Origin of the sequence: Streptomyces sp. NPDC052701, assembly GCF_040678355.1 — a bacterium.
Lineage (GTDB): Bacteria > Actinomycetota > Actinomycetes > Streptomycetales > Streptomycetaceae > Streptomyces.
In genome coordinates this window covers 323,532-335,173 of record NZ_JBFATO010000001.1, presented here as the reverse complement: position 1 = coordinate 335,173, position 11,642 = coordinate 323,532, and the positions used below count along the sequence as shown (strand labels likewise).

Here is an 11,642-nt window from a genome sequence, read left to right as displayed (position 1 = left end):
CACGTCCTCGCGAGGCGGCGCCGCACGAACACCACCGGAAACGGATCCCATCCCCCATGTCACACACCTGGATCACACGCGCCGAGACCGGCGCCGACATCCCGGCCATCCGCCGCATCCTCCTCGCCGCCTTCCCCACCGCGCTGGAGGCGGACCTCGTCGACGCGCTGCGCGCCGACGGGACCGCGTGGCTCGACGGCCTGTCCCTGGTCGCCGCGCCCCCCGCCGGTGAGCCCGTCACGCACGCCCTGCTGACCCGCTGTCACATCGGTGACCGTCCGGCGCTGTGCCTGGCGCCGTGCGCCGTCCGGCCCGAGCACCAGCGCGGCGGCGCGGGGTCCGCGGTCATCCGGGCCGCGCTGGAGGCGGCCCGGGCCAGGGGCGAGTTCCACGTGGTCGTCCTCGGGCATCCCGCGTACTACCCGCGGTTCGGCTTCACCCGCGCCTCCGCCCACGGCATCGGCGTGGCCTTCGACGTTCCGGACGAGGCCCTGATGGCCCTCACCCTGGACGCCGCCCGGCCGCTGCCGCGCGGCACCGTGCGCTACGCGGCGCCGTTCGGCGTCTGACCCGGGCGGCCGGGCGGGGAGGCCCCCTCCCCGCCCGGCCGTCGCCGCCTGGTGACGAGGCCGAAGACGGCCGGCGGGCCGTGGCCGGCACGAGGAGGAGCAGCGGTACGACGGTGACGCGGGGTGCGTCCCCGGTACGGGCGTCCGGCCGTGGTCACTGCTCACGTCCCTCGGCGGACGGGGCGGCGCGGTCGGCCGGCCGGTGCTCCGGGGCCGAGGACGGATGAGGCCGAACTTTTCACGGTCATCGCGATACCTGCGGCGCGGACCGTCACCGGCGCGGGACGCGTCGAGGGCCGAGCGGCCCGCCCCGCAACGCCCGCCCCGCCCCGCAACGCCCGCCCCGCCCCGCAACGCCCGCCCCGCCCCGCAACGCCCGCCCCGCCCCGCAACGCCCGGCGTGCCCGGCGCGGCCGTCTCGTCCCGGCCGTGGAACGCGTCCGCGCGGTGCCGGGGCGCCATGAGCCGGGCGGAGCCCCCCCCACGGCGCCGGAAGGGCCCCGACGCGCGCGGCGGGAGGCCGCGCCCGGGCCGGGCCCCGGCACAGGCGGGGCGCCGACGAGGACGGCCGGGAACCGCGCGAGCCGCGCCCGGACCGGCTCAGGACCGGCTCAGGACCGGTACGGCTGCCGGTGCGGCTGCCCGTGGGCGGGGTCGTTCGCGCTCTGCGCCCGCAGGTGCTCCGCCTGCTCCTTGCTCACGCTCTGCTCGGCGCCGCAGAAGGTGCACTGGGTCATGTACTTGGTCGAGAACGGGAACAGCGGCACGAAGAACAGCGTGAACTTCGTGACGCGCTTCCTGAGCGCGTGCGCGGCGGGATTGCCGCACCGCCCGCAGACCAGCGTCAGCATCGCGAGCTGGTACAGGTATCCCTTGGTACCGAAGATGATCATGTGGTGGTCCTTCCCGGGTCGGAGCCTGCCGGCACACCGCCGGCGATCGGCCGAACGCAGTCACCGGTCCCAGTCTCCAGCACGTCGTGCGCGGCCAGGCGGGCGATGTGCCGCTGCGGTGGCGTGTACCCGCGCCCGGGAATCCGATCGGGCCGCACCGCGCGGCGGCGGCGTCCGGCACGAAACCGCGGACGGCACCGCCCGGCATCACCCGCTTCCCTCCTGCCGCACCTCTTGTAGCGCCTCGCCTCTGGTCCATAGGATCGCCGGAGAAGCGGACTGAAACGTTTCAGCATCCGGCTGCGCGCGGACTTCCAGCGCTTCGGACGCGAGGTTCGCTGGTCAGGGACGGCAGGGCGAGCAAAGGACGCGACGATGCGTGAAGGATGGAACCGCAGGGTCTTCCTGCAGGGCACCGCGGCCACGGCGGGAGCGGGCGTCACCGCGCTGGCCCCGGGCGGCCCCGCGGCGGCCGGACCGCCGCGGGCGCCGCGGGAGGACGGACTGCGCGTCGTGCGCACCAGCGTGGAGTACGCCGGGACGCTGCTCGGCACGGACGTCGAACGCCCCCGCCTGTCCTGGGAGTTGGCGGCGCCCGGCCGGGGCGTCCGCCAGGGCGCGTACCGCGTCCAGGTGGCCCGCGACCGCGCGGAGTGGGGCCGCCGGCCGGTCTGGGACTCCGGGAAGGTCGCCTCGGAGCGGACGGTCGGCATCGCGTACGGCGGCCCCGCGCTGCGCCCCCGCACCCGGTACTTCTGGCGGGTGCGGGTGTGGGACGCGGCGGGCCGCGCCTCGCGCTGGAGCGAGCCGCGCTGGTGGGAGACAACGTTGTCTCCCGGCGACTGGCGGGCTCACTGGATCGGGGCCGACGCTCCCCCGCAGCCCCCTTCCCTCTCGGGCGCCGCGTGGATCTGGTCGCCCGGCGCCTCGCCCTCCGACGCGCCCGAGGGAGCGCGGTGGTTCCGGGCCCGGCTGGCGCTTCCCGCCGGGACGGTGGTGGAGCGGGCCACGGTGGCCGCGACCGCCGACGACGACTTCACGCTGTATCTCGCCGGGGAGCCGGTGCTGCACGCCCCGCAGCAGACGGACGGCTGGCGCACCGGCCGGGCGGCGGACGTCACCGCGCAGGTGCGGGCCGCGGCCGGCGGGCCGGGAGCGGGCGGGGACGTCGTCCTCGCCGTGCTGGCCACCAACCGGGGCGGGGCCTCGGTCAATCCGGGCGGTCTGCTGGCGCGCCTGGTCGTCGACGCGGCCGGCGGGGCGCGGCACGAACTGGTCACCGGGCCCGGCTGGCGCACCGCTGAGAGGGAAGAACCGGGTTGGCGGGAAGCGGACTTCGACGACGGCGGATGGGCGCGGGCGGCCGTGCTGGCGCCCTACGGGCAGGGCCCCTGGGGGTCCGGGGTGACGGTCGCCGTGCCGGAACAGCCCGCTCCCCTGCTCCGCAGGGCGTTCACCGTGCGCAAGAGGATCTCCAGGGCGCGGCTGTACATCAGCGGGCTCGCGTACTACGAGGCGGAGATCAACGGCCGCCGGGTCGGCCGGCAGGTCCTCGACCCGGGCTTCACCGACTACGACGAGACCGTGCTGTACGCCGTGCACGACGTGACCGCGCTGCTGGAGCGCGGCGAGAACGCCATCGGCGTCACCCTCGGCCGCGGCTTCTTCGGCATGACCACCCCCAACGTCTGGAACTGGCACCGCCCGCCGTGGCACGGCGAGCCGCGGCTCCTCGCCCAGCTGGAGATCGACCACCCGGACGGCTCCCGCACCACCGTCGTCTCCGACGGGGACTGGCGGCTGGCCGAAGGCCCGACCCTGACCAACTCCCTGTACGCCGGGGAGACCTACGACGCGCGGCTGGCACCCGGCGGCTGGACCGCCCCGGGCTTCGACGACGGCGGCTGGCGCGCGGCCGGGGTGCAGCGGGCGCCGGCCGGGACGCTGCGCGCCCAGCCGCACGACCCGATCGGGATCGTCGAGACGGTGCGTCCCACGCGGATCAGCGAGCTGCGTCCCGGCGTGTGGGTGGCCGACATGGGCCGCACGATGGCGGGGTGGACGCGCCTGACCGTGCGGGGGGCCGCCGAGGGCACGGTGGTCCGGCTGGTGCACGGGGAGAAACTGAATCCCGACGGCAGCGTGCACGCCGGGACCGACCACGTCCCGGGCCGCTTCCAGACGGACGAGTACGTGTGCGCGGGCGGTGCGGAGGAGGTCTGGGAACCCTCGTTCTCTTACAAGGGATTCCGCTACGTGCAGGTCGCCGGGCTGCCGGCGCGCCCCTCCCCCGACCAGCTGCTCGGCCGGGTGGTGCACACCCGGGTCGAGGAGGTGAGCTCCTTCGCCTGCTCCGAGCCGTTCTACGAGTGGCTGGACCGGGCCATGCGCCGCACGGTGCTGAACAACCTGCACGGCATCCCGACCGACACCCCCATGTACGAGAAGAACGGCTGGACCGGCGACGCGCAGCTCGGGGCGCCCGTGATGGCGTACGCCTTCGGGGTGCACCGGTTCCTGTCCAAGTGGCTCGGCGACCTGGCGGACAGCCAGACCGAGGCGGGGCAGCTGCCGGTGATCGTGCCGAGCGGCGGCTGGGGCTACGGCGATCTGGGCCCCTCGCCCGAGTGGACCACGGTCTACCCGTTCGTGGTGCGCGAGATGTACCGGGTGTACGGCGACGAACGGGCGGCCCGTGAGCACTGGGCGGCGCTGGTGGGCTACCTGGACTGGGAGCTGTCCCGGCTCCGGGACGGTCTGGCGGTCACCGCGCTCGGCGACTACCTGCCGCCCGGTTACGGGGGCAACCCGCCCGAGGACACCCGGCTGACGGCGACGGCGTACCTGTACCGCGCGCTGCTGCACACCGCCGAGCTGGGCGGCCTGCTCGGCGAGACGGGGACCGCGGGGCGCTACCGCGAGGCCGCCGAGCGCCTGAAGTCCGCCTTCAACGCGGCCTTCCTCGGGCCCGAGGGCCACTACCGCACGGCGAAGGACCCCGGCTACCGGCAGACGTCCAACGCCGTGCCGCTGGCCTTCGGGCTGGTGCCGCCCGGGGCCCGCGCCTCCGTCCTGGACAGCCTGGTCAGGGACATCGAGGAGCGCGGCGGACACCTCAACACCGGGGCGCTGGGGACGAGTGTGCTGCTGCGGGTGCTGTGCGCGCACGGGCGTGCGGACGTGGCGCACGCCGTCGCGACGCAGCGGACGTACCCGGGCTGGGGGTACTGGCACGACAACGGCGCCGACACCATGTGGGAGATGTGGCCCCTGGACTCCCGTTCCCGCGACCACTACTTCCAGGGGACGGTCGCGCAGTGGCTGTACGAGAACGTGGCCGGTCTGCGCCCCGGGGACGGCGGCTACCGCACGTTCGTGGTGCGGCCGGACGCCCGGACCGGCGTGGACTGGGCGCGCACCTCGGTGCGGACCGTGCGCGGGGAGGCCGCCGTGTCCTGGTCGCGGATCGACCGCCGGCTGCGGCTGACGGTACGGGTGCCGGTGGGCTCGGCCGCCGAGGTGCACGTGCCGGGCCCGGAGCGGTCACGGATCGCGGCACCGAGGGGTGCGCGGTTCCTGCGGGCGGACACGGAGTTCGCGGTGTTCCGGGTGCCGCACGGCGACTGGGAGTTCACCGGGGAGGACGCCTGACGGTCCCGTCCGGGCCGTCCCGCGCGGAGCGCGGCCGGCCCGTGCGGACCCCGTCGGCGGACGGGGCCCGCGAGGCCGGGTGTGCGGGGCCGGTCAGCAGCCTCCGCAGTTGTAGTAGAGGACGTCCCAGTGGTTGCCCTCGTCGGCGTAGACGTTGCCGGAGCCGGACCGCCACTGCGGGGCGCCGTCACCGCGCAGGCCGATGTAGGTGAAGGTGTTCTTGATGTAGTTCCCGATACAGGTGTACTTGCTGTAGTCGAGCTTGTAGCCGTTCCAGTGCGAGTACGTCCCGGAGGCGTGGCCGGTCTCCGTGCCGCCGGTGATGTTCAGCGCGCATCCGCTGGCCCGCTTCAGGGTCTGGGCGCCCTGGGCGGTGGCGAGGTTGAGCTGCTCGAAGGAGGTGCACGTGGAGTTGTTGCGGTCCGAGCAGTTGCCCGAGGAGGACCAGGTGATGCCGGCCTCCCGGAACATCGAGGCCGCGGTGGCGTGACTGATCTTGGTGACGGCGAACGCGTCACCGGCGCTGCCGACCACGGCGACCGCGGGGGCGACGACGAGGGCGAGCGCGGTGAGGAGCGAGCGGATCCTCATGGCCGCCAGGGCCTTGTAGGCCTTCATAGGGAACCCTTCCTGCGATGAGTCATGCGTCCTGTGGGGTGACCGTGCAGGTGGTGCAGGGAGATGGTGCCCGAGTTCTACGCGCGTCCGCCAGTGGGCGTCGGAAACAGGTCGGGGGCGGCCCGGGGGAAGGCCCGCCGGTACTGGCCCGGCGACACGCCGAGGTGCTTGAGGAAGTGGTGGCGCAGGTTGTTCGCCGTGCCCAGGCCGCTCAGCTCGCCGATCTTCTCCACCGGCAGGTCCGTCGACTCCAGCAGGATCCGGGCCCGTCCCAGGCGCTGGTCGAGGAGCCATCGCAGGGGGGTCGTCCCGGTGGCCGCCTGGAGCCGCCGGTAGAAGGTGCGCGGGCTCATCGCGGCCCGCCGGGCCAGTTCGTCGACCGTCAGCGGCCGGTCCAGGTGCGCGCGGGCCCACGCCAGGACCGGCGCCAGCCCTTGGTCGTCCGTGGCCGGTACGGACAGGTCGATGAACTGCGCCTGCCCTCCGGGCCGGTGGGCGGGCACCACCATCCGGCGGGCCAGCTGGTTGGCGACGTGCGCGCCGAGGTCCCGGCGCACCAGGTGCAGGCACAGGTCGAGGCCGGCGGTCAGCCCGGCACTGGTGAGGACGTCGCCGTCGTCCACGTACAGCACGGACGCGTCGACCTCCACCTTCGGGTAGCGCTCGGCCAGGAGGGCGGTGTGCATCCAGTGAGCGGTGGCGCGGCGTCCGTCGAGCAGCCCCGCCTCGGCGAGGGCGAAGGCGCCGGTGCACAGGGAGACCATGCGGGCGCCCGCGTCGTGGGCGCGGCGCAGGGCGGCGACCAGCTCCGGCGGCAGCGGTCTGCCCTCCTCGACGCACGCGTCGGGCACCGAGGGCACGACGACCGTGTCGGCACCGACGAGGTCGTCGAGTCCGTAGCGGGTCCGCAGCGTGAGCCCGTGCCCGGCCGCCGCGCCGTCCCGCTCCCCGGCCCCGGCCGCGCACAGCCGCAGCTCGTACCAGGGGTCGGCCAGGTCGGGCTGCGGCTTCCCGAAGACCGTGCAGGGGATGCTCAGTTCGTACAGGTCCCAGGACGGGACCCCGATCTCCTCGGTGACGACCACGGCGACGGAACCGGCACTCATGCCGGAAGGATATGGCAGGAATTTGGTGGGCACCGGCACTGCTGTCACTGTTCCGGTCCGCCGCGCGCTGCGAACGTGGTCCGTACGTGATCACTCGTCACGCAACGGACCACGCAAGGGAGTTGTGGCATGAACGAAGGACACCAGGCCGTCACCGTCCTCGGACTGGGCTCGATGGGATCGGCGCTGGCCGGCGCCCTGCTGGACCGGGGCCGTCCGACCACCGTGTGGAACCGGTCCGCGGACAAGGCCCGTCCCCTCGTCGAGCGGGGCGCGCGCCCGGCCGCGACGCCCCGGGAGGCGGTCGCCTCCGCCCCTCTCGTCATCGCCTGCGTGCTGGATCACGAGGCCCTGCACACCGTCCTCGACCCCGTCGCCGACGCCCTGGCGGGCAGGACCCTGGTCAACCTCACCTCCGGCACCCCGGAGCAGGCCCACGAAGCCCTCGCGTGGGCCCGCGGCCACGGCGCCGGCTACCTCGACGGCGCCATCATGACCACGCCGCCCGGTGTCGGCAGCCCCGAGAAGATGTTCCTGTACAGCGGCTCCTCCACCGTCTTCGAAGCGCACCGCCCCACACTGGCGGCCCTGGGCGACCCGCTGTACCTGGGCGCCGACGCGGGCCTGGCGTCCCTGTACGACGCCGCGCTGCTCGGCCTGATGTGGTCCACCATGACCGGCTGGCTGCACGGCGCGGCACTGGTCGGCGCGGAGAAGACGCCCGCCACGGACTTCACGCCCGTCGCGATCCGCTGGCTGACCACGGTGACCGAGTTCCTGACCACGTACGCACCGCAGGTGGACGCCGGCCGGTACCCGGGCGACGACGCCACCGTCGACGTGCAGATCGCCGCCATCGGCCACCTCGTCCACGCGGCGGCGCTGCGCGGCGTCGACACCGCCCTGCCCGAACTCCTGAGGTCCGCCATGGAGAGCGCCAGGGACGCGGGCCACGGCTCCGACAGCTTCGCGAGCGTGATCGAGGTCCTGAGGGGGCGGGCCGGCCGCGGGTGACCGCGCCGGCGCCGGGCGGGGACCGGGCGCCACGGCGGGGCCCGCCGCGTCACGGCGCGGGGGCGGCCGGGGCGCCGGCCGCCCGGCCGCCTACCCGCGGGACGCCCCCCACTTCGCCAGCCCGCGCAGCAGGGCGCCGCGCCCCCGGCCGGGCACCGTCCACAGCGTCTGCCCCCGCACCCCCCAGCGCTCCAGCAGCGCGTCGGCGGCCAGGAAGCCGGTCGTCGCGGCGCGCTCCATCAGCGCCACCGGCAGGTCGGTGCGCACCAGGTCGCCGGCCATGACCAGGCCGGGCTGCGGGGTGCGTACGGTCGGCCGGCCGGCGTGGCCGCCCACGGGGAACAGGGGGCAGTCGGCCCGCCACTCGTGGCGGGCGTCGACGACCGTGGCCGTGCGCGTCTCCGGCCAGATCCGGTGCAACTGGTCCACCAGCCGCTTCTGCTCGACCTCGCGGGACGCCTGCGGGGGCAGCGCGTAGGCGTGCAGTTCGACGACGGATCCGCCGGTGCGCGCCGCCCACCGGGCCGCCTCGCCCTCCCAGCGCTCCAGCACGCTGATGTTGTCGAGCGTGCCGTACCCGCTGGTGCCCAGGAACCCCGGCCGGCCGGCGGCGACCGGCCGGTCCAGCCACAGCCGGGAGACCAGGAACGGCGGGGCGCTGCGCAGCCGGGCGATCCGCTCGCGCCACGCGGCGTCGCCCAGCCGGCCGGAGCGGGCGACGAGGGACCTCAGGCCCGGGGTGTCCAGGGCGAGCACGACGGTGTCGTGCCGCCGCTCGTCGTGCGCGGTGGCCACCCGGTAGCCGCCGTCCGCCGTGGGCGTGACGGCCTCCACGGCCGTGGCGGTGCGCACCCGGGCGCCGTGCCCCGCCAGGTACGCGGCCAGCGGGTCCCACAGGGCCGCCGGGAAGGGCTCGCGGGGCACGTCGAACAGCAGGCCCTCGGCGGAACCGAGGAAGTAGACGTGGAACATCAGCACCATCTCGGCCGCCGACAGGCCCCGCGGGTCGGCGAAGAAGCTGCGGGAGAACACCTCGAAGGCCAGGTGGCGCGCGCTGGGCGGGAAACGCACCGCCTCCAGGAAGTCGTACGCGCTGGTGCCGTCCAGGCGCGCGTACACGTCGGGGACGCGGACGTCGAGCAGCGGCAGGGCCGCGACCGGGTTCATGCGGCACAGGTCCCGCAGGGGGAAGGAGGGGCTGAGCGCGACGAAGCCGAGCGCGCTCCACGGCGGGGTCCGCGGGACGTGCCGGAAGCTGTCCCGCAGTCCGCCGCCGTGCTGCAGCGGGTAGTCCGGCAGGGGGGTGAGCCGCTCCAGCCGGGGATCGGTGCGCCGCAGCAGTCCCCGCAGGTTGTAGTACTGGCGGAAGAAGGCGTGGAAGCCCCGGCTCATGGTCACCGCGGTGCCGTCCGCCAGCTCGGTCGGCCAGCCGCCGACGCGCCCGCCCAGGTAGGGCTGACGCTCGTACACCGTCACGGCGACGCCGCGTTCGGCGAGTGCGGTCGCCGCCGCCAGGCCGGCGATGCCGCCGCCGACGACGGCGGTCGTGGGGCGCGGGCCGTCGATCCGCGCGGCCCCGGGCCGGGCCGGCAGCAGGCGGGCCCGGCGGTCCCGGCCGGGGCGCGTGCCGTCCGCCCGCCTCGCGGCGGTCATCGTCCGGCCCGCCGCTCGATGCCGGCCCGCCACTCGGTGCCGGCCCGCCACTCGGTGCCGGCCCCCCGCTCGGTGTCGGCGCGGCGGGCGACGACGGTGTGGGCGATGCCGGTCTGCCAGCCGGGCAGGGGCAGGACCCGGACGCGGTCGAACCCGGCCGCACGGACCCGGCCGGCGAGGCGGCCGGCGGTGTCGAACTCCACGACGCTGCGCCACAGATGGCGGTACAGCTCGCCGTCCCCCAGGACGGTGGCCGCCGGCTGCACGATGCCGCGGCACACCAGGGTCCACACCGCCCGGTCCGTGCGGCGGCCGCCGAGGGCGTACTCGTGCACGCCGAGCCGTCCGCCGGGCGCCAGCACCCCGCGCACGGCCGTGAGCACGGCGTCCGGGTCGGACGCGTTGCGCAGCAGGTAGGCGGCGAACACCGCGTCGAACGGCCCCCGCACCCCGGCCCGCGCCAGCCGTTCCGCCGGCGCGTGGACGAACGTCACCCGGCCGCCGGGCCAGGCCTTGGCGGCGGCCCGTTCCAGCATGCCGGCGGAGGCGTCCACGGCCGTGATCCGCGCGCCGGGCAGCACGGCGCGCAGCGCCGCGGTCGAGGCCCCGGTGCCGCAGCCGAGGTCCAGCACCCGCAGCCCCTCGTCGCCGCGGGGCAGGCCCAGGCGGCGCGCCGAGCGGCGCAGCTGGGCGCGGTAGCCCGGGTTGGCCGCCACCAGGGAGTCGTAACTCCGGGCGGCGTGGTCGAACGCGGCGGCCAGGCCGTCGTCGCGCAGCAGGGTCATGCGGTCTCCCGGTTCGGCGGGGCGGTGGTCGGCGTGCGGTGGGGTCAGGGGCCGTCGAAGGGACGGCGGGGCAGGAGGGGCAGCTCCACCGCCGAGCGGAGCATCGGCCCGACCGGGGCGCGCAGACCGACGGCGAGGTCCTCGTGCAGGCGGGTGCGGCCGTCGAGGAAGAGCAGCAGCCGCCTCATCGGCACGCGGGCGAACAGCTGCGTGAACAGCGCGGGACCGTCGGCCCGGCCGCTGTCCAGGGCCCGCAGCAGGACCGCGTCCATGGCGCGGGAACGGGCCGAGTGGGCGGGGGGCGGCACGGGCCGGCGGCCCTGGCGCAGGGCCGCGGCGACGGCCCGCGTCTGGCGTTGCAGGCCGGCGAAGGTGTAGCCGGTCGACGGGCGGGTCGCGCCGCCGGCGGCGCCGATGCGGAACACCGACGCGCCGACCTGCCGGGGCAGCGGCGCGTCGGTCATCGGGATGACCCCCGTCTCGGTCGAGCGGACCTCCAGGTCGCCCAGGCGCAGGACGTCCTGGGCGTAGTGCCGGACGGCCGCCTCGTAGCCGCCCGCCGACAGCACGCGCGGGGAGAACTCGGTGTACTCCACCAGTGCCTCGTGGCGTCCGGTGGGCAGGACGTAGCCGAACGACAGGCCCCGGCCGGGCTGCGGGGTGCGGAAGTCCATGAGGTCGGCGGTGCCGGGGTCGAACACCGGCCGGGCGGTGCGGACGTACCAGCCGTGGAAGTGCTGCAGCAGCGTGGTGCGGGCGGCCGGCAGGCTGCCCGGCGGGCGCGAGTCGAACACCCAGCGGGCGTGCAGGACGCGCCGTCGCCCGTCCGCCTCGCGCAGGCCGAGCAGGGCCCCGCCGCGGACGTCCTCCACGGTCTCGACGATCGCCTCCACACGCCGCAGGCCGGGACGGCCGGCCAGGTCGCGTCCGACCAGTGCCTCGAAGTCGTCCGACCTGATCATCTTGTAACGCAGCGGCGCGATGTCCGCCTCGATGGGCGCCCCGGCGGCGGGACGCACCCGCAGGTGCCGCCAGGCGGCCGTGACGGCGGCGTCGTAGCGGCCCCGGCCCGGCTCCCAGAAGCACCACGTCCGGCGCGGCGGCCGCAGCGGGCCGGGCGGGGCGTCCAGCAGGACCACCGACAGGGCGCGCGTGCGGGGGGCCGGCTCGGACAGGCGATGGGCCAGGGACAGTCCGGCGGCCCCCGCGCCGACGATGGCGACATCGGCCTCGACCACGGCGGCTTCCTCCTTTCTCGTCCTTCCTCGTCCCTCTTCGTCCTTCCTCGTCCTTCCTCGTCCGGCGGCATGTGCCCGCCACCGGCATTCCCGCCCGTGTGCCCGATCGGACGCA

Annotated in this window: 9 protein-coding genes; 3 read left to right on the top strand and 6 right to left on the bottom strand. The window is 75.8% G+C overall.

Translation table 11 applies throughout. The features are described from left to right. Positions 1-56 precede the first annotated feature (56 nt). Positions 57-569 (top strand): N-acetyltransferase, encoded by a 513-nt coding sequence (locus AB0L29_RS01360; RefSeq protein ID WP_365822068.1) that lies wholly within the window; start codon positions 57-59, stop codon positions 567-569. Between the two features lie 611 nt (positions 570-1,180). Here the strand turns inward: AB0L29_RS01360 and AB0L29_RS01355 are convergent. Further along, positions 1,181-1,462, bottom strand: a complete 282-nt coding sequence (locus tag AB0L29_RS01355; protein ID WP_365822066.1) for a zinc-ribbon domain-containing protein — start codon at positions 1,460-1,462, stop codon at positions 1,181-1,183. Positions 1,463-1,837: 375 nt separating this feature from the next. On the opposite strand from AB0L29_RS01355, the gene AB0L29_RS01350 reads away from it, so the two are divergent. Further along, on the top strand, positions 1,838-5,113 hold the full coding sequence (locus tag AB0L29_RS01350; RefSeq protein ID WP_365822064.1) for a family 78 glycoside hydrolase catalytic domain: 3,276 nt from the start codon (positions 1,838-1,840) through the stop codon (positions 5,111-5,113). 93 nt (positions 5,114-5,206) lie between these two features. On the opposite strand, the gene AB0L29_RS01345 is transcribed toward AB0L29_RS01350, so the two are convergent. Continuing rightward, positions 5,207-5,704, bottom strand: a complete 498-nt coding sequence (locus AB0L29_RS01345) for a hypothetical protein (protein WP_365822673.1) — start codon at positions 5,702-5,704, stop codon at positions 5,207-5,209. A 104-nt stretch (positions 5,705-5,808) separates the two neighbouring features. Next, the gene (locus tag AB0L29_RS01340; protein WP_365822062.1) at positions 5,809-6,837 is read right to left on the bottom strand and encodes a helix-turn-helix domain-containing protein; all 1,029 of its coding nucleotides are present in this window, start codon (positions 6,835-6,837) and stop codon (positions 5,809-5,811) included. Between the two features lie 129 nt (positions 6,838-6,966). Here AB0L29_RS01340 and AB0L29_RS01335 point away from each other — a divergent pair, with 129 nt between their 5' ends. Continuing rightward, positions 6,967-7,851 carry an NAD(P)-binding domain-containing protein gene (locus AB0L29_RS01335; protein ID WP_365822061.1) on the top strand — a complete coding sequence of 295 codons (885 nt, stop codon included), beginning with the start codon at positions 6,967-6,969 and terminating at the stop codon, positions 7,849-7,851. A gap of 90 nt (positions 7,852-7,941) precedes the next feature. Here the strand turns inward: AB0L29_RS01335 and AB0L29_RS01330 are convergent, their stop codons facing one another. Genes AB0L29_RS01330 through AB0L29_RS01320 form a run of 3 tightly spaced genes read right to left on the bottom strand, consistent with a single transcriptional unit; the run spans position 7,942 to position 11,527 of the window. Further along, on the bottom strand, positions 7,942-9,504 hold the full coding sequence (locus AB0L29_RS01330) for an FAD-dependent oxidoreductase (RefSeq protein ID WP_365822059.1): 1,563 nt from the start codon (positions 9,502-9,504) through the stop codon (positions 7,942-7,944). Next, positions 9,501-10,289: a methyltransferase domain-containing protein gene (locus AB0L29_RS01325; RefSeq protein WP_365822057.1), complete on the bottom strand. Its 789-nt coding sequence runs from the start codon at positions 10,287-10,289 to the stop codon at positions 9,501-9,503. The genes AB0L29_RS01330 and AB0L29_RS01325 overlap by 4 nt, the downstream gene beginning before the upstream one ends. Before the next feature lie 44 nt (positions 10,290-10,333). Next, positions 10,334-11,527 (bottom strand): lycopene cyclase family protein, encoded by a 1,194-nt coding sequence (locus AB0L29_RS01320; protein WP_365822055.1) that lies wholly within the window; start codon positions 11,525-11,527, stop codon positions 10,334-10,336. Positions 11,528-11,642 lie beyond the last annotated feature (115 nt).